Raw genomic sequence first — 26,016 nt, forward strand, 5'->3', positions numbered from 1 at the left:
TGCGCTCACCGCCCTGCTCGCCAAGGCAGCCGCCGGCAAGGCAGCCCTCGACGCCGCCCGCCACTGTCAGCAGGTCCTCGCCGGCATCGGCTTCACCGCCGAACACGACTTCCACCACCACCTCCGCCGCATCCTCACCCTCGACGGCCTCCTCGGCAGCACCCGCGACCTCACCCGCCAGGCCGGCGCCCACATCCGCCAGAACAACCACGCCCCACGCCTGGTCAACCTCTGACAGGTCGAAAAAGCCGAAGGGCCTTCTCGCGGGAACCGTTCCGGTTCCCGCGAGAAGGCCCTTCGGCTTTCCGGGTGGATGCTCCGCGGAAGCCGGCGCGGGGGTTCCGGGGCCAGCCTGCTCGCCCTTTACTCTCCTTCTCGCCCTTTCGGACCGGATTCCCCCGGGATCGACCCCCGAAACGGCGAGGACGAAACGAAAGGGCGAGCAGGCTACCCGGAGCTTCGAGTGTTTTGCCCGAAAGGTGGCGATCCGCACCCGTACTCTCGGGTGCGGGGCGAGTGTTACACCACCCGGTCGCGGCGCAGGGCGGCGATCTCCTCGGTCGGGTAGCCCAGCTCAGCGAGGAGGGCGTCGGTGTGCTCACCGAGGGCGGGGACCGCGCCCATCGGGGGCGTCCACTCGGCGGCGATCGGCGGGGGCAGCAGCGCCTGGACGGTGCCGGTGGGGGTCGAGACCTCCTGCCAGCGGTCGCGTTCACGCAGGTGCGGGTGGTCCAGGACGTCCTGGACACCGTTGAGGCGGGCGTTGCCGAGCTCGGCGTTGTCCAGGATCTCCTGGGCCTCCACGAGGGTGACGCTCTTCGACCAGGCGATGATCACCTCGTCGAGGCGGGCGCGTTCGCGCACCCGGTCGGCGTTGCCGGCGAAGGCCGGGTCGTCCGCCAGGTCGGGCCGGTCGAGGACGGTGCGGGCCAGCCGCTGCCATTCCCGGTCGTTGGTGGTGCCGAGGACGACGGTCTGGCCGTCCGCCGTCGGGTAGGCGCCGTAGGGCGCGACGGCGGGCGAGCCCACCCCGGCCGGCTGCTGTTCGACACCGGTGCCCATGGTGAAGTTGAGGGAGTAGCCCATCCACTCCGTGACGACGTCGAAGAGGCTGAGCGAGATCGCCGAGCCGCGCCCGGTCTCCCGGCGGGCGTAGAGGGCCGCGAGAATCGAGCTCAGGGCGTACATCCCGGTGGCGAGGTCGATGATCGGGATGCCTGCCTTGGCCGGCCGGCCCGGCTCGCCGGTCACCGAGCACGACCCGCCCTCGGACTGCACCAGCAGGTCGTAGGCCCGCTTGTGGGACAGCGGACCGCCCTCGCCGTAGCCGGAGATGTCGACCGCGACCATCCGCGGATGGCGGGCGACCACCTGCTCGGCGGCCAGGCCGCGCCGGGCCGCCGCCCCGGGGGCGAGGTTCTGGATGAGGACGTCGGCCCGGCCCAGCAGCCGCTCGAGCGCCTCGGCTCCCCGCGGGTCGGTGAGGTTGAGGGTCAGCGACTCCTTGCCGCGGTTGACCCACACGAAGTGGGCCGCCATCCCGTTGAGCGCGCCGTCGTAGTGGCGCGCGAAGTCCCCGCCGCGCGGGTTCTCGACCTTCACCACCCGGGCGCCCATGTCCGCGAGGTGCCGGGTGGCGATCGGTGCCGCAACGGCCTGCTCGAGACCGACGACGAGCAGCCCCTCCAGCGGGCGCGGCCCGCCGCCCGCGGTGCCGCCGAGGGTGCGTTCGTCCGTTGCGGTCATGCTGCCTCCCGGGCTGTGCCGGCGTCGGCGGGCGACGCGCGGCTAAAGGCGGCGGGCGGGGCCGTCACGCGCCCCTGCCCGCCGCCGTCGGCTGTGTCTCGGGCCGGCAGACCGGCTCCGTTGACCTTGTTGCGCCGGACCGGCCCGCCGAACCCTGGTCGGCCTTGGTCCGAACCGGCCCACCAGACCGGTCGGCCTTGTTCCGGGCCGGCCGGTCAGGCCTAGTCGGCCTTCTTGATCGCTGACTTCATCTGGTCCAGGTTGACCAGGACCGGCCATCCGCTGACGCTCAGCGCGTTGCCGTGCCCGGTCTGGTGGACGTCGAACACCGACTGGATCGCGGCGTAGAAGCCCTGCACGTCGAGGGTCTGGTTGACCGCGCGCTTGGCCTGCCGGAGCCCGAAGCTGGGCATCGTCGCGATGTGCTGGGCCAGCGCGCGGGTCTCGGTGTCGAGCTGGTCGCGGGGCACCACCTTGTTGACCATGCCGATCTTCTCGGCCTCGGTGGCCGTCACCGCGCGCCCGGTGAAGAGGATCTCCTTGGCCTTGCGCGGGCCGAGCTCCCAGGTGTGCCCGTGGTACTCGACACCGCCGATGCCCATGGCGACGACGGGGTCGGAGAACAGCGCGTCCTCGGCCGCGATGATCAGGTCGCACGGCCAGCACAGCAGCAGCCCGCCCGAGATGCAGCGCCCCTGCACCGCCGCGATCGACGGCTTGGGAACGTTGCGCCACCGGAGCGAGAACTCCAGGTAGCGCCGTGCCTCCAGCTCGTAGAGCATCTCCAGGGTGATTTTATCGGGGAGCGGCTGACCGGACTTCAGGTCGTGCCCGGCGGAGAAGTGCTTCCCCTCCGCGCGCAGCACGATCACCGCCACGTCCTTGTCGGCCGCCGCCTTCGTCCACGCCGCGTCGAGCTCCTCGAGGAGCGGTCCGTTCTGCGCGTTCGCGACCTCGGGGCGGTTGAGCGTGATCGTCGCGATCCCGTCGGCGACGTCGTATAGGACTAACAAGGCTGGCTCCTCAGCTTCGCGGCAGACCGAGTACACGCTCGGCGACGATCGTGCGCTGGATCTCCGAGGTGCCACCGGCGATGGTCCCGGCGAAGGACCTCGCGTAGCGCTCGAACCACCCGGCGGAGAACGCCTCGAGATTGAGATGAGCGTAAGGCGCCGTCATCCCGGGATGCTCGAGTGCTGCCACCCCGGCTGACTCCATCGCCTGCTCCGAGGCCTTCTGCACCGCCTCCGACCCGAGCAGCTTCAGAACGGACAGCGCGGCGACGTCCTGCTCGCCGCGCGCGGCCCGCGCCAGCGCCGCCGAACCGAGCAGCCGCAGCGCCTGCGCGTCCATGACGAGGCGTGCGTACGCGTCGCGGTCGAGCGCGTCGACGGGACGGAAGTCGCGCGCGAGCTCCTCCAGCCGCAGCGCGAAGCTCAGCCACAGCAGGGTGCGCTCGTGGCCGAGCGAGCCGTTCGCGACGTGCCAGCCGTTGTTCAGCGCACCGACGAGGTTCTCCGCCGGCACCCGGACGTCGTCGAAGAAGACCTCGTTGAAGTCGACGTCGTCGCGGTCGATCAGGGAGCCGAAGGGCCGGCGGGTGACGCCGGGGGTGTCGGTGGGGATCAGCAGCACGCTGATGCCCTTGTGCTTGGGCGCGTCCGGGTCGGTGCGGACGAAGGTGAGCAGCACGTCCGCGTCGTGGGCACCGGACGTCCAGATCTTCTGCCCGTTCACCACGAAGTGGTCGCCGTCGAGCACCGCCCGGGTGCGCAGCGAGGCCAGGTCGGAGCCGGCGCCGGGCTCGCTCATCCCGAGCGCCGCGGTGATCTCGACCCGCAGGATCGGCACCGCCCAGCGACGCTTCTGCTCCTCGGAGCCGAACGACAGCAGCGAGGCGGCGATGATGCCGAGCCCCTGCGGGTTGAAGCTGTGGTAGATGCGCCGGCGGTCCAGCTCCTCGAGGTGGACGTACTGCTCGAGGATCGAGGCGTTGCGCCCGCCGAACTCCGGCGGGTTGCCCGGCAGCAGCCAACCGGAGTCGAACAGCAGCCGCTGCCAGCGCCGCGCCCACTCGGGGACGTGCGCGCTGGAGTAGGCGCGCTCGCCGGTCTCGGCCTCGCTGGGCAGGTTCGCGTCCAGGAAGGCCACGAACTCGGCCCGGAACCTCTCGACGTCGGCATCAAACGTGAGCTGCACGGTACTCCTCGGCGATCAGCGCCCGGTGCTCGGCGGCGCCGCCGAGCAGCAGCTCGCCGGCGACTGCCCGCTTGAGCGCGAACTGCAGGTCGTTCTCCCAGGTGAAGCCCATGGCTCCGAAAAGCTGCAGGCCGTTGCGGAACACCACCGACTGGCACTCGCCGGCGGCGGCCTTGGCCATGGAGGCGGCGAGCCGGCGGCGCGGGTCGTCGGCCGCGATCGTCAGCGCCGCGAAGTAGGCCAGCGCGCGGGCGCGTTCCAGCGCCACGTGCATGTCCACCGCCTTGTGCTTGACGGCCTGGAACGACCCGATCGGCGCGCCGAACTGCTCGCGGGTGCGCACGTGGTCGAGCGTCAGCTCCAGGACACGGCGGCAGGCCCCGACGATCGTGAGGGCCAGCCCGGTGAGCGCCAGGTCCCGGGCCGCCCGTGGATCGGCGCCCGTGCGCGCGTCGTCACCGACCCGGACGCCGGGCAGCGAGACCTCTGCGATGTGCAGCGTGGGGTCGAAGACGTCGACCCGGGTGGCCCGCGCATCAGCCGCGGGGACGATGAAGACCCCCGCGTCGGTCACGACGGCCAGCCGGTCGGCGCGGTCACCGTCGAGGACGTACCGCGAAACGCCGCTGAGGACCCAGCCGTCGCGGTCACGCCGGGCGGACACGCCGTCCAGGACGGCGCTGCCGGTCTGGCCCCCCTCGGCGACCCCCGGGGCGAGCGGGGCGAGCGGGGCGAACCAGGTCATCGTCGCCAGATAGGGGGTCGGGTCGGTCGCCCAGCCGAGCTCCTCGAGGACGATCGCCAGCTCCACGGCCTCGCTGGGCTCGGTCAGCTCGGTCCAGCCGAGGTCGGCGTAGACCCGCCACAGCGGGGCGGGGTCGGCGCCCTCGTCGGCGATCCCGCGGATCAGCGCCGGCGGGCATTCCTTGACCAGGACCTCGTGGATCGTCTTCTGCCACAGCCGCTGGTCGGAGTCGAACTCAAAGAGCATCTCGCCCTCCCGGGCTCGCGGCGGCGGCGGTGCCGGCCGCGGCGGGGCGGGCGGTGGGCGCCACGGCCGGGCCTCCCGTGCCGCCACGCGGGTCAGCGAAGATCGTCACATCGGCTCCTTGAGAGCACACACTGCCCGACAACACCCCGGGGACGGCACACCTGCCGGCCCGGTGCGCGCGGAGGGACCGACGACCCCCGCCGGCCCTTCCAACATCCCAGAGTCGGTTTGCACGTGCCAGGTCACGTATGGACCACTCCTGTGGTCCTTCACGCCGAACAGGTGCGAGAATATCATTCTCATTGATCGATAGCTATGATCTCGACGGCACCGGAGTGGGTCCACCTGCTGTGTTAGCAGTATGTCTGCGCAGCAGTGCAGTACTTTCTGTACATGGCACAGAAGACGGAGCTGCCCGTGATCACGCCGACCGAAGAGCCGGCCTGGAAGCAGCGTGCCGTCGAGCGCTCGACCCGGGCGGCCAAGCTCCGGGCCGAGCAGCGTGTCGTCCAGTTCCTTGACGCGGCCCAGGCGATCATCGCCGAGAAGGGTTCGATCGACCTCACCGTGCAGGAGGTCGTCGACCGGTCACGCCAGTCGCTGCGCAGCTTCTACCAGCACTTCAGCGGCAAGCACGAGCTCCTGCTCGCCCTGTTCGAGGACGCCCTCAACGAGTCCGCCCGGCAGATCCGCGAGGCCTCCGCCGCGGAGCCCGACCCGCTGGGCCAGCTCAGGATCACCGTCCGCCTGCTGTACGAGCAGAGCCACTCCGACCGGGCCCGCCAGCAGCGGCCCCTGTTCACCGACTTCGCCCCGCAGCTGCTGGTCTCGCACCCGGCCGAGGTCAAGGTCGCGCACGCGCCGCTGCTCGCCCTGATCACCGACATGATGACGAGGGCCGCCGCGGCCGGTCAGTTGCGCCCCGATCTCAAGCCACGCCGCGCCGCCGCGATGGTGATGCAGACCGTCATGTTCCTGGCCCAGTCCAACGGGGTGTCCGAGGACGAGAACGTACATCCGATCACCGTCGAGGAAGTGTGGGATTTCTGCCTCACCGGTTTCACCGGTGGTGTGCAGACCACCTGATCGGATCCGCCTGGACACGGCCGGGCGATACGCCGCGTCGCCCGCCGCCGAGAAGGTCTTTCTCCGCGCCGTCAGGCCTTCTCGGGCAGGCCGCCGAGCAGCAGCTCGGCCGCCGCGTAGGGATCGCGCCGGCCGTTGGCCACCTCGTCGGCGAGCCGGCCGAGATCCGGGTGCTCCCGTAGGCGGGTCTGCGCCAGCGAGAGGATCTGGGCGTGCGCGCGGGCCGTCCGGCGGGCGAGGGTGTCGGCGCGGTGGTGGGCGTCGATCGCCTCGACCAGCGCGGCCAGGCCCTCCCCCTTGGACGCGACGAGGGTGAGGATCGGGGCGTCGACCTCAAGATGCAGGTCACGCACGGTCTGGTCGGCGCCGTCGCGGTCGGCCTTGTTGACGACCAGCAGGTCGGCGACCTCCAGCAGGCCCGCCTTGGCCGCCTGGACGGCGTCGCCGGCGCCCGGCGTCAGCACGACGATCGTCGGGTCGGCGACGGCGGCGATCTCGATCTCGGACTGGCCGACCCCGACCGTCTCCACCAGGACCAGGTCGTAGGCCAGGTTGGCGAGCACCCGTACGGCGGCCGGCACGGCCGCGGCGAGCCCGCCCAGGTGGCCGCGGGCGGCCAGCGAGCGGATGAGGACGTCGGGGTCGTTCGTGTGCGAGGCCATCCGGATCCGGTCGCCGAGCAGCGCCCCGCCGCTGTAGGGCGAGGACGGGTCCACGGCGAGCACCGCGACCCGCAGGCCGCGCTCCCGGTAGGCGCCGACGAGCGCGCCGATCGTGGTCGACTTGCCCGCGCCGGGCGGGCCCGTCACGCCGATCACCCGGGCGGTGGCCGGCTCGAGGGCCGCCAGCACCTGGTCACGGCCGGCGCCCTCGACCTGACTCAGCAACCGGCCGACGGCGCGCAGTGAACCAGCGCGCGCGGCGGCCACAGTCTCCAGAATGTTCACCGGGGTCCGATGTGCGGGCCGGCTGGGGACGTGCCACGGCCGGTAACGCCGGCGGCCCCGACGGAACCGACGTGTGCACCAGAACAGACGGCCCGCGAGATCCGGGGCCGCACATCGACCGAAGCGGCTGCGCTCTTGATCGTGATCGCATTCATGAGAATGTTAGTCTTCCAGATCGAAAGTGCGGCTAGCAAGAGAGGGAAACCTTAATGCAGATCAGCGGAAACTCCGCCCTCGTCGTCGGTGGAACCGGCGGCCTCGGGGAGGCCACCGTCCGCCGTCTCCACGCCGCGGGCGCGAAGGTCGTCGTGGCCGACGTCGCGGACGAGAAGGGCAAGGCGCTGGAGTCCGAGCTGGGCATCCGCTACGTCCACGTGGACGCGACCTCGGAGGAGGACATCCTCGCCGCGATCGCCGAGGCCAAGACGCTGGGCCCGCTGCGGATCTCGGTCGACACCCACGGCGGCCCGGCCGGCGGCGGTCGGCTCGTCGGCAAGGACGGCTCGCCGCACAGCCTGGACGCCTTCACCACGACCGTCACGTACTACCTGACCGCGGTGTTCAACGTGACCCGGCTGGTGGCGGCCGCCATCGCCCAGGAGGAGCCGCTCGAGGGCGGCGCCCGGGGCGTCATCGTCAACACCGCGTCGATCGCCGGCTTCGAGGGGCAGATCGGCCAGATCGCCTACTCCGCCGCCAAGGGTGGCGTCATCTCCATGACGCTGGTCGCCGCGCGTGACCTGTCGCCGCTGGGTATCCGCGTGAACGCGATCGCTCCGGGCACGATCCTGACCCCGGCCTACGGCAAGGCCGGGGAGAAGCTGGAGGCCTACTGGGGCCCGCAGGTCCCCTTCCCGAAGCGGATGGGCCAGTCGCCCGAGTACGCCTCGCTCGCCGAGCAGCTCATCACCAACGACTACCTCAACGGCGAGGTCATCCGCCTCGACGGCGCGCTGCGCTTCCCGCCGAAGTAGTCCCCGCACCGCCGACCGGCGGCAGGCACCCGTCCCGGGTCAGGCCTGCAGACCGATGATGCGGGTCGCGATGATGTTCTTCTGGATCTGCGACGTACCGCCCATGACGCTCTGCGAGCGGCTGTAGAGGTAGGTGCCCAGCAGCTCGGCGTCGCGAGTGCCGCCCGCGTCCAGCGACGCGTGCCCCACCGACTGCTCGACCCAGGTCATCAACAGCTTGTCCAGCGAGCCGTCCGGGCCGTGGCTGAGCCCGTCGAGCTGCTCGGACAGCCGCCGGCGCACGTGCAGGCGCAGCATCTCGGTCTGCACGGCGGCCCACCGCAGCGACTCCGACGGCTCCCCGTCCAGGCGGGCCGCCAGGTTGCGCACGGTCTTTCCGTACCGCGCGGTGAAGCCCAGCGTCGAGGGCTCCCGCTCGTGGCTGACGACCGTCATGGCCAGCTTCCAGCCCTCGCCGGGCGCGCCGACCATCTGGTCGGCCGGCACCGTCGCGCCGTCGAACAGGACCTGGCCGAACTCCTTGGTCACCCCGCTGATCATCGGCAGCGGGCGCTGCTCGATGCCCGGCTGGTGCATGTTCACGATGAATCCGGAGATGCCCTTGTGCCGTGGGGCGTCCGGGTCGGTGCGGGCGAGCACGAGGCACCAGTCGGCGTCATCGGAGTAGCTCGTCCAGATCTTGTGGCCGTTGAGGACGTAGTGGTCGCCCTCCAGGGTGGCCGTCGTGGTCAGGGAGGCCAGGTCGGAGCCGGCGCCGGGCTCGCTGAAGCCCTGGCACCAGCGCTCGGTGCCGTTGATCATGCCCGGCAGGAACCGCTGCCGCAGCTCCTCGCTGCCGTGCCGGCCCAGGCCGATGACCAGGTAGCCCAGGCTCGGCCGCGCCGGCGCGCCGGCGCGGGCCAGCTCCTCGTCGACGATCACGTCGTAGACGGGTGGCAGCTCCTGGCCGCCGTACGCCTTCGGCCAGGAGGTCCCGAAGAACCCGCCCGAGTAAAGGGCCTGGTGCCACTGCGCCGCCTTGGCCCAGTACTCGTCACCCGACGTCGGGAACTTCTTCGCGTTCTCGGCGAGCCAGTCCTGCAGCCGCGTGCGGAAGGCGGCCTCCTCCGGCGAGTCACGAAAGTCCAAGGTCGATCTCCTCCAGAGAGACGGGGAACAGCGCGCCGGACGTCAGCGCGCGGCGCAGGAAGACGTGGGCGAGGCACTCCCAGGTGTTGCCGATGCCGCCGTGCACCTGGATCGACGTCTCGCAGATGGTCCGCGCGGCGCGCTCGGTGTAGACCTTCGCGAACCGGCCGGCCCGCAGCGCCTCCGCCGGATCCAGCTCGTCGACCGCCCAGGCGGCGTAGCGCAGGATGCTGACCGAGCCCTCGATCAGCGCGAGGCTCTCGGCGAGCAGGTGGGCCACCGCCTGGAACGACCCGATCGTCTTGCCGTACTGGGTGCGTACCTTCGCGTAGTCGCAGGCCAGCGCGTGCGCGCCGCGGGCGGCGCCGAGGATGTCGGCCGTGGTGACGACCAGCGCCAGCGCCTGCCAGCGCTGCGCGGCGTCCGCCGCGAGCTCCCCGACCGCGGTGACGGGGTCGGTGACGGCGGCGTTCGTCCGGGTGAGGTCGATCCCGAACACCGGCTCGCCGACGCCGGTCGTCTCGACCCGGTTGTCGACCAGGCGCAGGGCGGCGCTCAGGCCGCGGGCGTCCACCGCCTCGCCGCCGACGGCGAGCGCCACCGACTCGGCCGCCGCGCCGGACCTGGCCTGCAGGTCGTCGGCGAGCACGGGCCCGAGGAAGGGGACGTCGACCAGGCCGCGGGCGAACTCCTCCACGACGAGGGCGACCTCGACCCCGGAGGCGCCGTCGGAGCGCAGCGAGCGCCACCCGGTGGCGGCGACCGCCTTCTCCAGCCGCGCCGCGCGGTCGGCGTCGTCGAGATCGATGACGGATCCCGGGCCGAGGTCGTCGGCCAGCCGGGCGGCCGCCTCGCGCAGCTCCCGCTGCTCAGTCGTCAGACGTACGTCCATAGCGCTCCTTGAGGACTCGCCGCAGTACCTTGCCCGAGGGCAGGCGGGGGATTTCTTCCACGAGCTCGATCCGGCGGGGCCGCTTGTAGGAGGCGAGCCGTTCGCCCACCCACGCGACGAGCTCCGCCGGGTCGACCTGGGTACTCGTCACGACGGCCGCGACGAGCACCTCGCCGTCGGCCGTGTCGGGGAGGCCGAACACGGCGCAGTCGGCGACCGCGGGGTGCGCGTGCAGCACACCCTCGACCTCGGCGGGCGCGACCTGGAAGCCGCGCACCTTGACCATCTCCTTGACCCGGTCGGTGAGCCGGAGCCACCCGTCCGCGTCGAGGTTGCCGACGTCGCCGGTGCGGTACCAGCCGTCGTCGAACGCGTCCGCCGTCGCCTCGGCGGGCAGGTAGCCGGCCATCAGCGACTCCGCGCGGGCCTGGATCTCGCCGGTCTCGCCGGGGCCGACCGGCACTCCGCTCTCCAGCGAGACCACCCGCAGCCGCACGCCCGGGACGGCCCGGCCGACGCTGTCGAGCCGGGCCCCCTCGAGCGGGTTGCAGGCGATGACCGGCAGCTCACTGGCCCCGTAGGCGGGCGCCCAGCCGACGCCCGTGCGTCTGGTGACGGTCTCGGCGACGCTGGCCGTCACCGGTGTCGCGCCCCACATGATGTACCGCAGCGACGACAGGTCGAAGGACTCCAGCGTGGGGTGGGCGGCGATGGCCAGCGCGATCGGCGCGACGGCCATCTCGACGGTGATCCGGTCGGTCTCGATCGAGCGCAGCATCAGCTCGAGGTCGAACCGGCGGTGCAGCCGCATCCAGGCGCCGGTCTCCAGGGCGGTGACGATGTTGAGCAGGCCGAGGATGTGCGAGGGCGGGGTGGTGATCTGGACGCGGTCCGCGGCGGTGAGACCGAGTGCGTCGCGCCAGTGCCCGACGGCCGCGCCGAACGAGGCCCGCGTGTGCCGGGCGGCCTTCGGCAGGCCGGTCGTGCCGGAGCTGAAGACCAGTAGCGCGTCGGCGTGCGGGTCCGGTGTCGGGAACGGCCCCTCCCCCGCGCCGATCGGCTCGTCGAGGTGCCACATCGGCAGCAGCTCGGCCAGCGCGTCCTGGTCACCGACGGCATGCGCGGGCTCGGTGACGGCCAGCGCGTGCTCGATCTCGGCCCGCCGCCAGGACGGACTCAGCAGTACGATAGCCGCGCCCAGTCGCCAGACAGCCCGGACGGCCAGTACGAACTCCGGCCGGTTCGAGGCCATCAGTGCGACGCGTTCCCCAGCCCGGACTCCATGTTTCGCCAATCCCGTGGCCAGCCCGTCGGTCAGCGCGTCGAGTCGCTCCAGGCTGTACCGCTGTTCCTCGAAGACGAGCGCGGGGCGGTCACTCACTGCCGCTCCTTTCGGACGGTCACGTCAACGCGGAGGCGGGCACGGGACGACGCAGGTGCTGCGGAAATTATATTCTCACTCCAGCAGAATCTTCATACCAGAAGGAGGCCGTCGATGCCGAGAGCCCCTCTGTTCCAGAGGGCGACCGTCACCCGGACCGTTCACGAGACCGCCGATGCGCGTACCTTCGTGCTCGCTCCGCGCGAGGGATCGTTCACGTACCGGGCCGGTCAGTTCGTCACCTTCCGAGTGCAGATCGACGGCGAGGAGCTCCTGCGCTCGTATTCGATGTCCAGCGCCCCGGAGACCGACTCCGAGCTCATGACCACGGTCAAGCGGGTGCCGGGCGGCCGGGTGTCGAACTGGCTGATCGACAACGTCACCGCGGGCGACGAGGTCGAGGTCACCGAGCCCAAGGGCATCTTCTGCCTCCAGGAGACCGACGTCCCCCTGCTGGGTTTCTGTGGCGGCAGTGGAATCACTCCGATCATCTCGCTGGCGAAGAGCGCGCTGTCGAACACGGACCGCACTGTCCGGCTGCTGTGCGCCGACCGCGACAAGCCGTCAATGATCTTCGAGCGGGCGCTCGCGGAGCTTGTCGAGAAGTACCCGGACCGCCTTTCCGTCGTGCGCCACCTCGACGCGGACAGCGGATTCCTCGATGACGCCGCCGTCAAGGCGTTCGTCGGCGCCGACGGCAACGCCGACTGCTACATCTGCGGCCCCGAGCCGTTCATGGATCTCGTCGAGAGCGCGTTTCCCGGGCCGGGGCGGGTCTTCGTCGAACGCTTCGGCACACCGGCCAGCGCCGAGCCCGCCGGTGAGGAGGTCGAGGGAACCGTCACCATCTTCCTCGGCCGGAAGAAGATCTCCGTATCCAGGCGCGAGGGCGAGACCCTTCTCGAAAGCGCGCGGCGCGGCGGCCTCGCCCCGCCGTTCTCCTGTGAATCCGGGACCTGCGCCACCTGCATCGCGAAGCTGGAGCAGGGCACCGCGACGATGCGGGTCAACGATGCCCTCACCCAGGACGAGATCGACGACGGCTACATCCTGACCTGCCAGGGAGTGCCCGACTCGGGCTCGACGGTCGTCCGCTACGAATGATCGGCGAGGCCGCCGTGCTCGCCCAGGCGAGGCGGCGGCCCGTAGACGGGCTCGTAGCCCGCTACGCGGATCGGGCTGCCGACGAGCCGGAAGTCGCCGGCGGTCACCACGACCTCGGGGGTGGCCGCCAGTGCCTCGGGCAGCGTGCGCACCTTCGCCGCCGGCACACCCAGCCGCCGCAGCCGGTCCTCCCAGTTCGCGGCGGTGTCCGCGGCGAGGGCCGTGGTGACCACCGCGAGAACCTCCTCGCGGCGCGCCGCGCGCTCGGCCATCGTCGCGAAGCCGCTCACCCCCGCCTCGGTGGCGAACGAGCGCCAGAAGCCGTCGTGGGTGACGAACAGGGCGAGGTAGCCGTCCGCGGTCGGGAAGAGCTGGGCGGGGACGTAGTAGGAGTGCGCGCCGAAGGGCAGCCGGCGCGGCTCGACCCCGTCGTTGAGGTAGGCCGCCGCGCGGTAGTTGAGCTGGGAGAGCATCACGTCGCGCAGCGAGACCTCGAGCTGGCCGCCGCGGCCGGAGACGATCTGGGCCAGCAGCGCGACCGCGGCGGTGAGGCCGGCGGAGTTGTCCGCCGAGGAGTAGCCGGGCAGCGTCGGCGGGCCGTCCGGGTCGCCGGTGAGCGCGGCGATGCCCGTGGCAGCCTGGATCACGTAGTCGAACGCCGGGTCGTCACCCGCCGACAGGCCGAAGCCGGTCAGCGCGACGCAGACGAGCTTCTCGTTGTACTTGCGCAGGTCCTCGTAGGTCAGGCCGAACCGGCGGATCGCCGACGGCTTGAGGTTGACCAGCAGCGCGTGCGCGTCGGCGGCGAGCTCGCCGAGCCGGGCCCGGCCGTCCTCGCTGGTCAGGTCGAGGCGGATGCTGCGCTTGCCACGGTTGATGCTGGCGAAGTAGGCGTCGCTCACCTGCCGGGAGAGATCTCCGCCCGGCGGCTCGAGCTTGGTGACCTCCGCGCCGAGGTCGGCGAGCACCATCGTCGCGTACGGGCCGGCGAGGATGTGGCCGACCTCGAGGATGCGGATGCCGTCGAGCGGTCCGGCGCTCATCTCACTTCCGCCGCGAGGGCGGCGATCACTTCCCGGGTCCGGCGCTTGGACGCGACCAGCTCGTCCCGGTTCTCGCCGATGGGCAGCAGCCGCACGGAGAGGTCGGTGACCCCCGCGTCGGCGAACTGCCGGAACCGGGCGAGGATGGCCGCCTCGTCGCCGGCCGCGCACAGGTCGCCGACGCTCGTCGCGTCGCCCTGGTCGAGCAGCCGCTGGTAGTTCGGGGAGACCTCGGCCTCGCCGAGGATGCGGTTCGCCCGCTCCCGGGCCTTGTCGACGTCTCCCGGCGCGCACAGGCAGACCGGGATGCCCGCCACGATCCGCGGCGCCGGGCGGCCCGCCTCCTGGGCGGCCTTGGTGATCCGGGGCGCCACGTGGTCGGCGACGGCGCGCTCGTCGGCCAGCCACAGCACCGTCCCGTCGGCGTGCTCGCCGGCGATGCGCAGCATGACCGGGCCGAGCGCGGCCACGAACACGGGCAGCGGGGCGATCGGGCCGATCTCCAGCGGGTTGTGCACCCGGAACGTGTCGTTCTCGACGTCCACCGGGCCGGGCCCGTGCAGCGCCACCTGGAGAACCTGGAGGTAGTCCCGGGTGAACGCCGCCGGCTTGTCGTAGGGCAGGCCGAGCATGTCCCGCACGATCCAGTGGTGCGACGGCCCGACGCCCAGCGCCAGCCGCCCGTTGGTCGCCGCCTGCGCGGACAGCGTCTGGCGCGCCAGCGCCACCGGGTGCTGGGCCTGCAGCGGGACGACCGCCGTGCCCAGCTCGATCCGCTCCGTGCGCGCGCCCATCAGCGAGACGGCGATCAGGGCGTCGAAGTCCGAGGGCACCTGGGGGATCCAGGCGGTGTCCATCCCCGCGCTCTCGGCCCACAACACGTCGTCGATCATCCGCCCGACCTTGCGCGCGGAGTCACCCCGCTCCGGTCCGATCATCACGCCGACCCGCACTGGACCCCTCCAGGTCTCGAATGTTTCCGATGTCTCGCTGCGCCCGTGCCCCGGATCAGGACGGGGTGGGTGTCGAGGTCAGCGCGCGGACCTCGGTGACCAGCTGCTCGAGCGGGGTGCCGGTCGGGAACACCCCGGCGGCGCCCGCCTCGAGCAGCTTGGGGACGTCCGCCGGCGGGATGGTGCCGCCGACGACGACGGCGATGTCGGACGCGTCCGCCGCCCGCAGCGCCTCGATGGTGCGCGTGGTCAGCGCGATGTGCGCGCCGGAGAGGATGCTCAGCCCGACGACCGCGACGTCCTCCTGCAGCGCGATGGTCACGATGTCCTCGACGCGCTGCCGGATGCCGGTGAACACGACCTCGAAGCCGGCGTCGCGCAGCGCCCGCGCGACGATCTTGGCCCCGCGGTCGTGCCCGTCCAGGCCGGGCTTGGCGACCAGTACCCGCGCCGGCATCAGAACACCACCGGCTGCTGGAACTCGCCCCAGACGTTCTTGAGGGTGGCGACCATCTCGCCCACGGTGCAGTAGGCGTTGGCGCAGTCGATCAGGTTGTGCATCAGGTTCCCATTCCCCTCCGCGGCGCGGGCCAGCGCGTCGAGGCTGGCCCGGACGGCCGCGGCGTCGCGCTCGCCCTTGACCTTCGCCAGCCGCTTCAGCTGCCGCTCGCGGCCTTCGGCGTCCAGTTCGTAGGTGGCGAGGTCCGGCGCGGGCTCGTCGGAGACGAACCGGTTCACGCCGACGATCGGCACCGTTCCGTTCTCGATGTCCTGGTGCAGCTTGTACGCCTCGTCGGCGATCATGCCCTGGAGATAGCCGTCCTCGATCGCGCGGACCATGCCGCCGTGCTGCTCGAGGTCGTCCATGATCTCGATGATGCGGGCCTCGGTGGCGTCGGTGAGCGCCTCGACGAAGTACGAGCCGCCGAGCGGGTCGGCGGTGCGGGTCACGCCGGTCTCGTAGGCGAGGATCTGCTGGGTGCGCAGCGCGAGCGTCGCCGACTCCTCGCTGGGCAGCGCGAACGGCTCGTCCCAGGCCGCGGTGAACATCGACTGCACGCCGCCGAGCACCGACGCCATCGCCTCGTACGCGACCCGGACGATGTTGTTCTGCGCCTGCGGCGCGTACAGCGACGCCCCGCCGGCCACGCAGCCGAAGCGGAACATCGACGCCTTGTCGGCGGTCGCGCCGTAGCGCTCCCGGACGATGGTCGCCCACCGCCGCCGGCCCGCCCGGTACTTGGCGATCTCCTCGAAGAAGTCTCCGTGGGTGTAGAAGAAGAACGACACCTGCGGCGCGAACTTCTCGATCGACAGCCGACCGCGCTCGATCACCGTGTCGCAGTAGGTGACGCCGTCGGCGAGGGTGAACGCCATCTCCTGCACCGCGTTGGCGCCGGCGTCCCGGAAGTGCGCGCCGGCGACCGAGATCGCGTTGAAGCGCGGCACCTCCTCGGCGCAGAACTCGATGGTGTCGGCGATCAGGCGCAGCGACGGCTCCGGCGGCCAGATCCACGTCCCGCGGGAGGCGTACTCCTTGAGGATGTCGTTCTGGATCGTCCCGGTCAGCTTGGCCCGGGGCACGCCGGAGCGCTCCGCGGCCGCCACGTAGAAGGCCAGCAGGATCGCGGCGGTGCCGTTGATCGTGAAGCTGGTGCTGATCTTGTCCAGCGGGATGCCCTCGAAGAGCACCTCGGCGTCGGCGAGCGTGTCGACCGCGACGCCGACCCGGCCGACCTCCTCGGTCACCTCCGGGTCGTCGGAGTCGTACCCGCACTGGGTGGGCAGGTCGAGGGCCACCGACAGGCCCGTGCCGCCCTGCTCCAGCAGGTAGCGGTACCGGCTGTTGGACTCCTCGGCGGTACCGAAGCCGGAGTACTGGCGGAACGTCCACGTGCGCCCGCGGTACCCGGCGGCGTAGTTACCCCGGGTGAACGGGAACTTGCCCGGCGCGGGAGGCTCGGTGGCGTGGTCCGCCGGCCCGTACACCGGCTCCACCGGCAGGCCGGAGTTGGTCTGGGCAGAATCGCTCATCGTCGCTTCGACACTTTCTGAAGACGGAACGTCGACACCGGCCCCGGGCCCGGGGCCGCGGCGCTCACCGGGTGCCGGCCGCGCGCCGCCTGCCGGCGGCGCGTGTGGGACCCGGACACCTGGTCACCGCAGGTGGTCCTTCATCACCTTTCCCGAGGCGTTCAGCGGGAGGCTCTCGAGGAACTCCACCGTCCTCGGCACCTTGAACCCCGCCATCCTGCCCTTGCTCCAGGTGATCAGCTCGTCCGCGGTGACCGGGGCGCGCCGGACGACGAAGGCCTTGCCGACCTCGCCCATCCGCTCGTCCGGGACGCCGATGACGGCCGCCTGCGCGACCGCGGGGTGCTCGAGCAGGAACCCCTCGATCTCGGCTGGGTAGGCGTTGAAGCCCCCGACGATGAACATGTCCTTCTTGCGGCCGACGATCCGCAGGTGCCCCCGCTCGTCGAGCGTGCCGAGGTCACCGGTGTGCAGCCAGCCGTCGGGGTCGATCGCCTCGGCGGTGGCGGCCGGGTCGTCGAGGTAACCCTGCATCACCGTGTACCCGCGGACGAGCACCTCGCCGTCGTCGGCGACGGCCACCTCGACACCGTCACAGGCGGTGCCGACCGTGGTCGCGATGTCCTCGAACGAGTCGCCCGGCCTCGACGCGGTCGCCGTCCCCGCCTCGGTGAGGCCGTAGCCGGTCATGATCGACCGGAACGGCAGCTCGTCACGCATCCGCCGGATCAGCTCGACGGGGATGTCGGCCGACCCGGTGACGGCGCACCGCAGCGAGGCCAGCGCGGTCTTGTCCGGCACCGCCAGCAGCGAGTGGTAGAGCGTCGGCGGGCCGGGCAGCATCGTGATCTTCTCGCGCTCGACCAGCTCGATCAGCTTGTCGATCTCGAAGACCGCCATCGGCACGATCGTCGCGCCGCGGATGAGCGCCGCGACGAGGCCCGCCTTGTACCCGAAGTTGTGGAAGAACGGGTTCACGCAGAGGTAGCGGTCGCCCTCGCGCAGGTCGGCGAGTTCGCACCACTCCTCGTACAGCCGCAGCGTCTGCCGGTGGTTCATCATGACGCCCTTGGGACGCCCGGTCGTGCCCGAGGTGAACAGGATGTCGGCGGTCTCGTCGCCGTCCTGGCCCACCGGCCTGTCGAGCGGCGCGCCGCTCGACAGGAAGCCCGACTTGATGTCGACCGCGGGGACACAGGTGGTGCCGGCGTAGACCTGCCCGAGGAAACCCTCCTGGACCAGGACCATCCTGGCCCCGCTCCGGCGGAGGATGTCGTCGGCCTCCTCCGCCTTGTACCGGGTGTTCACCGGCACCAGAACCCCACCGGCGGTCAGCAGCCCGAAGGCCGCGATGATCCACTCGGCGGAGTTCGGCGCCCAGATCGCGGCCCGGTCGCCCTTGCCCACCCCCGCCGCCGCGAACGAGCCCGCGGCGACACGGATGCGGTCGACCAGCTCGGTGTAGGTGAGGCGCAGCGCACCGTCGACGACCGCCTCGGCGTCGTCGAAGCGGTCGGCCGCGCTCAGCACCATCTCCGGGATGGTTTCCCATTTCATCCCGAGATCAGCCTGGCCAGGTTTCCGCCCATGATCAGGGCCTTCTCCTCGTCGGTGAGGTTCTTGAGCTCGTCGACGAAGCTCGCCGGGTCACCGAGGCCCTCGGGGTGCGGGAAGTCCGAGCCGAACAGCACCCGCTCGACGCCGAGCAGCTCGGCGAGGTCGGCCATGTTCTCTTCCCAGAACGGGCTGATGTGCACGTTGCGCCGCAGCACCGACACCGGCTCCTCGGCGAACTGCTGCGGGTACTTCTTGTAGACGTCCTTCAGGGTCTTGATCAGCGGGCCGACCCAGGAGGCGCCGTTCTCGACGACGGCGATCTTCAGGGTGGGGAACCGGGACAGCGCGCCATGGCAGATCAGCGCGGCCACCGAGTCCTCGATCGGACGCCACTGGCCGATCATCCGGAAGACGTCCGGCTGGAACGGCAGGAACTCGCGCTTATTGCTCTCCCAGTCGTCGGTGTACCGGCTGTAGCCGCTGTCCGAGGAGTGCAGCGCGACCAGCAGGTCGTACTCGACGACCTTCTCCCAGAACGGGTCGAACTCCGGAAGGCCGAACGACCGCGAGCCACTGAACCCGGGGACCGGCGCCGGACGGATCAGGATCGCCTTCGCTCCGCGCTCGACGACCCACTCCAGCTCCTCGATCGCCTTCTCGACGATCGGCAGCGTGATCACCGGAGTGGTGAAGATCCGGTTCTCGTAGTTGAACTGCCACGTCTCGTACAGCCACTCGTTGAGCGCGTGGATGACGATGTGGGTCAGCTCCGGGTCGTCGCTCATCCGCTCCTCGAGCAGACTCGCGAGCGTCGGGAACATCAGCGTCCGCTCGATGCCCTGCTCGTCCATGAGCTCGAGGCGGGACTTCGGCTCACGGAAGGCCGGGATCGAGCGCATCGGCTTGCCGATGATCTCCCGGTAGGACTTGCCCTCCGGGTTGCCGATGCGGAAGTAGTCCTCCTGCGCACCGGGCCGGGCGACGACCTCGAAGGTCGGATTGGGGATGTACTCGCTGATGTGACCCCGGACAGCGATCTTGGTCCGGCCGTCCACCTCGACGTACCGGATCGCGCCCTTGAACTCCTCGGGCAGGTACTTGGTGAACGCGTCCTGGGTCTCGTACAGGTGGTTGTCCGCGTCGAAGATCGGGTACGGCGGCACTCGCGTAGACATTGAGATCCTCCCTTACTGATAAGGAGAACCCTATTCTCTTCCCTGCCCAGCCGCAATGTGTCCCGATGGGTCCCCCTGACGGTCTCCCTGCGGGACGGCGCGCAGCTCCCGCCGGAGCACGACCTTCTGGATCTTACCGCTGGGTGTCCGGGGGAAGTCCTCGATCGCGCGAAGCTCCTCGGGCCACTTCTGCCGGGCCAGACCGGCCCGCGCGAAGTGCGCGCGCACCTCCTCCAGGGTGGGCAACTCGCTCCCGGGCTGCAGCCGCAGGATCGCGGCGGCGTGCTCGCCGAGCCTGACGTCGGGGGCCGCGACCACCGCGACCTCGGCGACCCCGGGCATGGTGAGCAGCACCTCCTCGACCTCGAGCGCGCTGATGTTCTCCCCGCCGCGGATGATGAAGTCCGCCTTGCGGTCGACGATCGTCAGGTAGCCGTCGGCGTCGAGGACACCGACATCGCCCGTGCGGTACCAACCGTCGGCGTCGAAGACCTGCTCGGTCAGGGCCTCGTCGAGGTAGCCGAGGCAGAGGTCCGGGCCGCGGCTGAGGATCTCGCCGTCGGCGTCGAGCCGGATCTCCACCCCGGGCAGCGGGTCACCGTCGGTGAACAGCCGCTTCTCCGCCGGCGCGGTGTGGCGCGAGCCGGTGATCGACGGATGCTCGGTGCTGCCGTAGGACCGGAAGACGGTGATGCCGAGCTCGTCCAGCCGGGTGGTGACCGCCGCTGGGACGGACGACCCGCCCAGCCCGGCGTACTTCATCGCCGGCAGGTGCTGCTCGGGCGAAAAGCTCGGGTGGTCCAGCAGGCTCGTCACGAAGTAGGTGGCGCCGCCGCCGACGGTCAGCCCGTCGCTCACCATCAGTTCCAGGGCCCGGGCCGGGTCCCAGACGTCGGCCAGGTTGATCGGCCGGCCGTCCAGGACGGGGATCAGGAACGCGTTCAGCATGCCGATGAAGTGCCCCACCGGCGCGGCGGTGAGCTGGCGGCCGCGGTCCGGCGGGTAGAGGCCGGCGAGCTGGCGCGTCTCGAAGCCGAGGGTCTGATGGGTGTGGATGACCCCCTTGGGGTCACGGGTGGTTCCCGAGGTGAACGCGATCACCGCCGGGGCGGCCGGATCGGTGGCGATCACGCCGGGCAGCGGGGCGTCGGCGAGCAGCTCGTCGAAGTCGCGGCCGACCACGCCGACGACGGGGACGTCCCGGCTCAGGTCGGGCTGGTACTCCATCCGCCCGAAGCCCTCGGCGGTGACGAAGACCTTGGGTGAGGTCCGCTCCAGGATGTAGCCGAGCTCTTTGCGCCCGTAGAAGTGCACGACGGGAACCACAACCGCCCCGAGGAAGGAGGACGCCCAGAAGACGGCGGCCGCCTCCATCCAGTTCGGCAGCTGGAAGACGACGACGTCACCGGGGCCGACGCCGCGGGCCCGCAGCCCGGCGGCGAGCCGGCGGGCGACCTGCTCGACGTCGCGGAACGTCCCGGACCACGGCCGGACCGCCGAGTGGACGCGGAACTCCGCGTCGGGGGTCGCGTCGAGGCCGGCGGCGAGCAGGCCGCCCAGCGTCTCGGGCGTCCACCACCCTTCGTCCTCGTACCGTTTGACCAGCTCAGGTGGGATCGTGCGCATGACGCGAGCTCCGATCTCTGACGATACCTAGACTCTCTCAGGCAGAGAGGACAAGTTCCACCTCTCCCCGCGACCGACCACAACAGCGGCATCTGCGGACGGGGTGGCGGGACGACCGTGCACGCCGCCGACAGACCCCTGCCAGCAGGCCGGAATGGTACTCTTCATTACAAAGAATCGAATTCTCGGCCGCTCGTTGGCCGTGGACCGTTCCTGAGCCGTGGAGTCGCGCCCGTGATTGATCTTGAGCTGGATGATGGGCTCGCCGTCATCACCATCGACCGGCCGGAGGCGCGCAACGCCATCTCGCTGGCGACCATGGGCGAGCTGGAGAAGGCGCTGGACGCCGCCGCGGGCGCGGGCGCGCTCGTCGTCCGGGGCGCCGGCGACCGGGCCTTCGTCTCGGGCGGCGACCTCAAGGAGCTCGCCGCACTGCGCACCGAGGACGAGGCCACCGGCATGGCGCTGCGGATGCGCCAGATCTGCGACCGGATCGCGGACTTCCCCGCCCCGGTCATGGCCGCGCTCAACGGGCACGCGCTGGGCGGGGGCGCCGAGGTCGCGGTGGCCGCGGACATCCGGGTCGCCGCCGACGACATCAAGATCGGTTTCACCCAGTCGACCCTGGCGATCATGCCCGCCTGGGGCGGCGCCGAGCGCCTGGCGGACCTGGTCGGGCGGGGCCGGGCGCTGCTGCTCGCCGGCACCGGTGTCACCCTCGGCGCGGCCGAGGCGGAGCGGCTCGGCCTGCTCGACCGGGTCCTGCCCCGCGCAGAGTTCGACGCGGGCTGGCGCGCGCTGGCGAGGTCGCTCGCCACTCCCCCGGCCCGGGCGATCAAGTACGTCATGAACGGCGGGGTCGGCGCCGAGGAGTCGGCCCGCACCTTCGCCCGGCTGTGGGTGGCCGACGAGCACTGGGCAGCCGTCGAGCGGGCGACGAAGCGCACCCGCTGAAGCTGTCGCTGTCGCGGGCGGCAGGCTCAGGTGACCGCGCCGGCGCCCTTGAGCTCGATGATGCGGTCCCAGTCCAGACCCAGCTCCATGAGGATCTCCTCGGTCTGGGCGGCGAACTCGGGGGCGGGTCCGAGCTCGGGGGCGGACACGTCGAACTGGACCGGGCTGGAGACGAGCTCGATCTCCCCGGCCGGGAGCAGGTACTCGTTCGCCCGGATCTGAGCGTCGCCGCCCACCTGCAACGAGTCCTGTACCGGGGCCCACGGCCCGGACAGCGTGGCCAGCCGCTCGGTCCACTCCGCCAGGGTGCGGGCGGCGAACGCCTCCCTGAGCAGCTTCACCGCCTCCTCGGCGTTGGCCGCGATCAGCTCGGCGGAGGCGAACCGCGGGTCGTCGGCCAGCTCCGGCCGGTCGATGTGCCGGCAGACGTCCGGCCAGTACCGGCCGGCCTGCAGCATGACCAGCGAGAGGAACCGGCCGTCGGAGGTCCGGTACAGCGCGGACAGCGGGTTGGGCGAGGCGAGCGAGCCGGGCTCGGGGGCCACCAGCGGCTCGTCGAGCAGGAGCGACAGGGCGATCGACTGCCCCATCGCCCACAGCCCACTGCCCAGCAGTGAGACGTCGACGACGGACGGCTCGCCGGTGCGCTCCCGCCGGAACAGGGCCGCCGCGATCCCGCCGGCGAGGTTCGTGCCCGAGATCGTGTCTCCGTAGGCCGGACCGGGCGGCGGCGTCATGCCGTCGCGGCTGCGGGGGGTGATGCTGGCCGCGCAGGAGGCACGCGCCCAGAAGGCGGTCATGTCGAAGCCGCCCTTCTCCGACTCCACCCCGCGCGGGCCCAACGCGCTCCCGCGAGCATAGATGATCTTCGGGTTGATCGCGCGGACGTCCTCGACGTCGATGCCGAGGCTGCGGCGCGAGCGTGGCAGGAAGCTGGTCAGGAACACGTCCGCGCGCCGGATCAGCTCCTCGAGGACCGCCTTGCCCTCCGGCTTCGACATGTCGAGGCCGAGGCTGCGCTTGCCGCGGTTCGCGTGCTCGATGTTCGGGTTCGGGCCGTCGCCGACCTTGAGATTGCCGGTCTGCTTCAGCCCGCGCTGCGGGTCGCCGGTGACGGCGTGCTCGACCTTGATGACCTCGGCGCCCCAGTCGGCGAGCACGCCGCCCGCGGACGGCACGAAGCCGTACATCGCCACCTCGAGAACCCGGATCCCCTCGAGCGGCTTCATGCGGCCGCCCGCGCGATCGTCCTGTGCTTCATGTGCTCCTCCAGCCCACGGCGCCGACTCCCGGGCACCCGCCGTCGGAGCCGGTGCGCGAACGCCCGCGCGTCGTCCCGCGCGGTCGCGCCGGCCGGGTCGACGTCGCCGGGTGGTGGGGGCGCGGACCGCCGCCACCTCCCGATGCCCGGAAAGGATGACTGAAAGTTACATTCTCGAGACAAGCGAATCAACCGTCCGGTCGGCGAGAACGAACCGGTGCCCCCGCCGGCGGGGGCGCTCGGCGGCCGCCGACCCGCCCGATCGCGCCCCGCCGACGTCGAGCCCAACCACGCCGCGCACCCGGGTGCCGCGTCCCGGAAACCGCGCCGCGCCGCGCGGTTATCCGAGCGCGGTGGCGAAGATCTGCGGGAGGTCGACCGTGGTGCGGATGCCCGGCGCGGCCGCGCAGACGGTGGGCACGGCGTTGACCGCACGGTTGGCGGTGTACGCGGGCGCGACCGCCGCCATGCGCTCCATCGGGATCGGGAAGCGCAGGTCGATGTCGAGGGGAGCGTCACCCTCGACGGCGACGTGCCAGCCGGTGGCGCGGATGTCCCAGTCCTGCTCGATGTCGGCGGTGCAGTACCAGGTCGCCCGGAAGCTCATGACCTCGCGGCCGCCACGCAGGCCCGACACCGTCAGCCGCTGGGCGACCACCGTGCCCGCCTCCAGCGTGCCGGCGGCGATGTGCACCGGCTTGGCCGACGTCCCCACGTCGCCGGAGGCCTCCAGCCCGTCGAGCGGCATCCCGAGCGCGTCGGCGACGAGGTTCAGCGAGGGGCCGAAGCTGGTCTTGCCGTGGGAGAGGCGGCCCTCGTCGAACTCGCCCGGTGCCTGACCGAAGCCCATCACGTCGAACAGCAGGCCCGGCGAGTCCCGCCGTGACAGGTCGGCGAACTCCGCGATGGCCAGCCGGTCGAGCCGGCGCTGGATGGAGGACAGCACCAGCGGAAGCGCCTCCGAGATGAACCCGGGGCTGCTGCCGGTGCTGTGGATGGAGCTGCCGCCCTGCTCGCAGGCCGCCTCGACCTGCTTGCGCACCTCGGGATCGATGTCCTCCAGCCGGTGGAACTCGCCGCGGGTCGTGACGATGTTCGCGCCCGAGGCGAGGATCCGGCTGACCTCGTCGACGTCGAAGTACCTGGGCATGTAGAGGACGCAGTCGGCGCCGAGCGCGAGGACCTCGTCGGCGTCGGCGGTCGCGGCCACGCCGGTCGCGCCGACGCCGGCGAGGTCACCGGCGTCGCGGCCCGCCTTCTCCGCCGAGTGCACGAAGACACCGGCCAGCTCGAGGCCAGGGTGCTCGATGACGGCACGTAACGCGTACGTGCCGATGTTGCCGGTCGCCCACTGCACGACCCTGTGCTTCCCCATGGTTGTCATCCCCTCCTGGACGCCGGGACGCGCGGCCTCGGGCATGACGGCGAGCCCGACATGCCCTCGACAGCCGCGCCGGCGGCGTCGTGTGACGGCCGCTCCGGTGTGACGACGACGTTGACGGCCGCATCAGGTGACAGTCGCGTCGATATGACACCGGAGTCGGTATGGCAGACGATGTGATGCGAGCACCGGCCACCGCGCGCCGGCCGACGGAGACCAGCGCCGACACGACTCGCGCCGACAGGGTCGGCGAGGAGCCGACGAGCAGGGGTACGGGAGAACGACCAGGCCGGGGCGCCCGTACCGCCGGTCGACCGCGGAACGAGGCGCGGTCTGTGCTCTGCACCACAGCGTAGGCTCGGCCTGACACGGCCGTCAATATTGTCGCGACTACGGCCGAATTGTCATGGGCGCAGCTCGTCGTGGGTCCAACTCGTCGTGATTCATGACGCGGCTGCCACCACGGGCACCTCGACGGCCGCCATCCCGAACACTCGCGCAGGAGGATTCGTGCTGCTCAACGGAAGGTCTGTTCTGGTCACCGGCGGTGCGTCGGGCCTGGGCCTGGGTACCGTGCGGGTCCTGCTGGAGCGCGGTGCGGCGGTCACCGTCGTGGACCTGCCGTCGTCGCCGGGCAAGGACGTCGCCGCCGAGCTCGGTGTGCGTTTCGTCGCCGCGGACATCACCGACACCGAGCAGTTCGACGCGGCGCTGGACGAGGCCGAGACCGCCGGCCCGCTGCGCGCCGTCGTGCACTGCGCCGGCCGGGGCGGCGACCGCAACCGCATCCTCGACAAGCAGGGCAACGCCGGCCCGCTCGACAGCTACGCCGACGTCATCCGGATCAACCTGGTGGGCACGTACAACGTCGTGCGGCTGGCCGCGCAGCGGATGGCGAAGAACGAGGAGCTGCTCGACGGCGACCGCGGCGCGATCGTGCTGACCGCCTCCGTCGCGGCCTTCGAGGGCCAGATCGGGCAGACCGCCTACGCCAGCGCGAAGGCCGGCGTGCGCGGGATGACGATCGTCGCGGCCCGGGACCTGGCGAGCTGGGCGATCCGGGTGAACACCATCGCCCCCGGCGTGTTCGAGACCCCGATGCTGGGCCGGCTGCGCGACGACATCCGTGACGGCCTGGCCGCGGGGGTGCCGCACCCGAAGCGGCTGGGCACTCCGGCCGACTTCGGCCGCCTGGCCACCGACCTGCTCGAGAACTCCTACCTCAACGGCGAGGTCATCCGGCTCGACGGCGCCCTGCGGATGGCGCCCCGCTGACACCGCGTCGGTGCCGGCGGCGACGCTGACACCGCGTCACCGGTCGACAAGCCGATCACCAGCTACCGAGAGAGCTCCTGGCCTCTGCGACGGCGACATGAGAGTGTCGTCACAGACGTTGCGGGGTGTTTGTGCGGCTCCGCCCGAGCGTGTCGGCGGGCCGCGGCCGGCGGCGTCCGGCGGCAGCCCGTCCCGGGGGCACCCGACACGGGCGCCGGGCTGTCCCTGGACCGACTCGAGTAGAAGCTGGTATCGACGTCAATGTTAAATACTTGTCGGCCGGCAGGAACGCCGACCGCTTCCTGGGCG

At 71.5% G+C, this 26,016-nt stretch carries 22 protein-coding genes and 1 pseudogene; 6 read left to right on the forward strand and 17 right to left on the reverse strand.

Going from position 1 to position 26,016, the window contains the following annotated elements:
- Positions 1–235: pseudogene (locus AC559T_RS34070) on the forward strand (acyl-CoA dehydrogenase family protein); the annotation flags it as partial.
- A 284-nt stretch (positions 236–519) separates the two neighbouring features.
- Here AC559T_RS34070 and AC559T_RS34075 read toward each other — a convergent pair.
- The 4 genes from AC559T_RS34075 to AC559T_RS34090 all read right to left on the reverse strand — a co-directional run bounded on the left by AC559T_RS34075 (position 520) and on the right by AC559T_RS34090 (position 4,936).
- Complete coding sequence (locus AC559T_RS34075; RefSeq protein ID WP_071066739.1) at positions 520–1,746, reverse strand: CaiB/BaiF CoA transferase family protein; 1,227 nt, start codon at positions 1,744–1,746, stop codon at positions 520–522.
- 221 nt (positions 1,747–1,967) lie between these two features.
- Positions 1,968–2,759, reverse strand: coding sequence for an enoyl-CoA hydratase (locus AC559T_RS34080; protein WP_248830697.1), 792 nt, complete (start codon positions 2,757–2,759; stop codon positions 1,968–1,970).
- A 10-nt stretch (positions 2,760–2,769) separates the two neighbouring features.
- Complete coding sequence (locus AC559T_RS34085) at positions 2,770–3,945, reverse strand: acyl-CoA dehydrogenase family protein (protein ID WP_498871308.1); 1,176 nt, start codon at positions 3,943–3,945, stop codon at positions 2,770–2,772.
- Positions 3,929–4,936, reverse strand: coding sequence for an acyl-CoA dehydrogenase family protein (locus AC559T_RS34090; RefSeq protein WP_498871309.1), 1,008 nt, complete (start codon positions 4,934–4,936; stop codon positions 3,929–3,931). The genes AC559T_RS34085 and AC559T_RS34090 overlap by 17 nt, the downstream gene beginning before the upstream one ends.
- Positions 4,937–5,329: 393 nt before the next feature.
- Here AC559T_RS34090 and AC559T_RS34095 point away from each other — a divergent pair, with 393 nt between their 5' ends.
- Positions 5,330–6,022 carry a TetR/AcrR family transcriptional regulator gene (locus AC559T_RS34095; RefSeq protein ID WP_071066759.1) on the forward strand — a complete coding sequence of 231 codons (693 nt, stop codon included), beginning with the start codon at positions 5,330–5,332 and terminating at the stop codon, positions 6,020–6,022.
- A 71-nt stretch (positions 6,023–6,093) separates the two neighbouring features.
- Here the strand turns inward: AC559T_RS34095 and meaB are convergent, their stop codons facing one another.
- On the reverse strand, positions 6,094–6,951 hold the full coding sequence (gene meaB, locus AC559T_RS34100) for a methylmalonyl Co-A mutase-associated GTPase MeaB (RefSeq protein ID WP_498871310.1): 858 nt from the start codon (positions 6,949–6,951) through the stop codon (positions 6,094–6,096).
- A gap of 227 nt (positions 6,952–7,178) precedes the next feature.
- Here meaB and AC559T_RS34105 point away from each other — a divergent pair, with 227 nt between their 5' ends.
- Positions 7,179–7,943 carry an SDR family NAD(P)-dependent oxidoreductase gene (locus AC559T_RS34105; RefSeq protein WP_071066743.1) on the forward strand — a complete coding sequence of 255 codons (765 nt, stop codon included), beginning with the start codon at positions 7,179–7,181 and terminating at the stop codon, positions 7,941–7,943.
- Positions 7,944–7,982: 39 nt separating this feature from the next.
- Here AC559T_RS34105 and AC559T_RS34110 read toward each other — a convergent pair whose 3' ends face one another.
- From AC559T_RS34110 to AC559T_RS34120, 3 genes are read right to left on the reverse strand one after another with little or no spacing between them, the layout of a single operon-like run.
- Positions 7,983–9,071, reverse strand: a complete 1,089-nt coding sequence (locus AC559T_RS34110; protein ID WP_112105787.1) for an acyl-CoA dehydrogenase family protein — start codon at positions 9,069–9,071, stop codon at positions 7,983–7,985.
- Positions 9,058–9,963, reverse strand: a complete 906-nt coding sequence (locus tag AC559T_RS34115) for an acyl-CoA dehydrogenase family protein (RefSeq protein WP_498871311.1) — start codon at positions 9,961–9,963, stop codon at positions 9,058–9,060. Before AC559T_RS34115 ends, AC559T_RS34110 begins: the two co-directional genes overlap by 14 nt.
- The gene (locus AC559T_RS34120; RefSeq protein WP_498871312.1) at positions 9,941–11,344 is read right to left on the reverse strand and encodes a class I adenylate-forming enzyme family protein; all 1,404 of its coding nucleotides are present in this window, start codon (positions 11,342–11,344) and stop codon (positions 9,941–9,943) included. Before AC559T_RS34120 ends, AC559T_RS34115 begins: the two co-directional genes overlap by 23 nt.
- Before the next feature lie 114 nt (positions 11,345–11,458).
- Here AC559T_RS34120 and AC559T_RS34125 point away from each other — a divergent pair, with 114 nt between their 5' ends.
- The gene (locus AC559T_RS34125; protein WP_498871313.1) at positions 11,459–12,448 is read left to right on the forward strand and encodes a 2Fe-2S iron-sulfur cluster-binding protein; all 990 of its coding nucleotides are present in this window, start codon (positions 11,459–11,461) and stop codon (positions 12,446–12,448) included.
- On the opposite strand, the gene AC559T_RS34130 is transcribed toward AC559T_RS34125, so the two are convergent.
- From AC559T_RS34130 to AC559T_RS34160, 7 genes are all read right to left on the reverse strand, one after another.
- A complete protein-coding gene (locus tag AC559T_RS34130; protein ID WP_498871314.1) occupies positions 12,439–13,491 on the reverse strand; it encodes a CaiB/BaiF CoA transferase family protein in 1,053 nt (350 codons plus the stop codon). The genes AC559T_RS34125 and AC559T_RS34130 overlap by 10 nt on opposite strands.
- A complete protein-coding gene (locus AC559T_RS34135; RefSeq protein WP_248830706.1) occupies positions 13,488–14,444 on the reverse strand; it encodes an LLM class F420-dependent oxidoreductase in 957 nt (318 codons plus the stop codon). The genes AC559T_RS34130 and AC559T_RS34135 overlap by 4 nt, the downstream gene beginning before the upstream one ends.
- Before the next feature lie 55 nt (positions 14,445–14,499).
- The gene (locus tag AC559T_RS34140) at positions 14,500–14,901 is read right to left on the reverse strand and encodes a cobalamin B12-binding domain-containing protein (RefSeq protein ID WP_248830707.1); all 402 of its coding nucleotides are present in this window, start codon (positions 14,899–14,901) and stop codon (positions 14,500–14,502) included.
- Entirely contained in the window at positions 14,901–16,478 is a 1,578-nt protein-coding gene (locus AC559T_RS34145) for a methylmalonyl-CoA mutase family protein (protein ID WP_248830708.1), read from the reverse strand. Before AC559T_RS34145 ends, AC559T_RS34140 begins: the two co-directional genes overlap by 1 nt.
- 123 nt (positions 16,479–16,601) lie before the next feature.
- The gene (locus AC559T_RS34150) at positions 16,602–18,035 is read right to left on the reverse strand and encodes a FadD3 family acyl-CoA ligase (protein ID WP_498871315.1); all 1,434 of its coding nucleotides are present in this window, start codon (positions 18,033–18,035) and stop codon (positions 16,602–16,604) included.
- The gene (locus AC559T_RS34155; protein WP_498871316.1) at positions 18,032–19,210 is read right to left on the reverse strand and encodes an amidohydrolase family protein; all 1,179 of its coding nucleotides are present in this window, start codon (positions 19,208–19,210) and stop codon (positions 18,032–18,034) included. Before AC559T_RS34155 ends, AC559T_RS34150 begins: the two co-directional genes overlap by 4 nt.
- A 30-nt stretch (positions 19,211–19,240) precedes the next feature.
- Positions 19,241–20,836: an AMP-binding protein gene (locus AC559T_RS34160; protein WP_498871317.1), complete on the reverse strand. Its 1,596-nt coding sequence runs from the start codon at positions 20,834–20,836 to the stop codon at positions 19,241–19,243.
- Positions 20,837–21,070: 234 nt separating this feature from the next.
- Here AC559T_RS34160 and AC559T_RS34165 point away from each other — a divergent pair, with 234 nt between their 5' ends.
- Positions 21,071–21,790 (forward strand): enoyl-CoA hydratase/isomerase family protein, encoded by a 720-nt coding sequence (locus AC559T_RS34165; protein ID WP_498871318.1) that lies wholly within the window; start codon positions 21,071–21,073, stop codon positions 21,788–21,790.
- A gap of 26 nt (positions 21,791–21,816) precedes the next feature.
- Here the strand turns inward: AC559T_RS34165 and AC559T_RS34170 are convergent, their stop codons facing one another.
- Positions 21,817–23,019 (reverse strand): CaiB/BaiF CoA transferase family protein, encoded by a 1,203-nt coding sequence (locus AC559T_RS34170; RefSeq protein WP_112105778.1) that lies wholly within the window; start codon positions 23,017–23,019, stop codon positions 21,817–21,819.
- Between the two features lie 372 nt (positions 23,020–23,391).
- Complete coding sequence (locus tag AC559T_RS34175) at positions 23,392–24,426, reverse strand: NAD(P)H-dependent amine dehydrogenase family protein (RefSeq protein ID WP_248830713.1); 1,035 nt, start codon at positions 24,424–24,426, stop codon at positions 23,392–23,394.
- 516 nt (positions 24,427–24,942) lie between these two features.
- On the opposite strand from AC559T_RS34175, the gene AC559T_RS34180 reads away from it, so the two are divergent.
- Positions 24,943–25,707 (forward strand): SDR family NAD(P)-dependent oxidoreductase, encoded by a 765-nt coding sequence (locus tag AC559T_RS34180; RefSeq protein WP_112105776.1) that lies wholly within the window; start codon positions 24,943–24,945, stop codon positions 25,705–25,707.
- The last annotated feature ends 309 nt before the right edge of the window (positions 25,708–26,016 follow it).

This window comes from Frankia sp. Hr75.2 (genome assembly GCF_949319125.1).
In the GTDB taxonomy this organism is placed as follows: Bacteria; Actinomycetota; Actinomycetes; order Frankiales; family Frankiaceae; genus Parafrankia; species Parafrankia soli.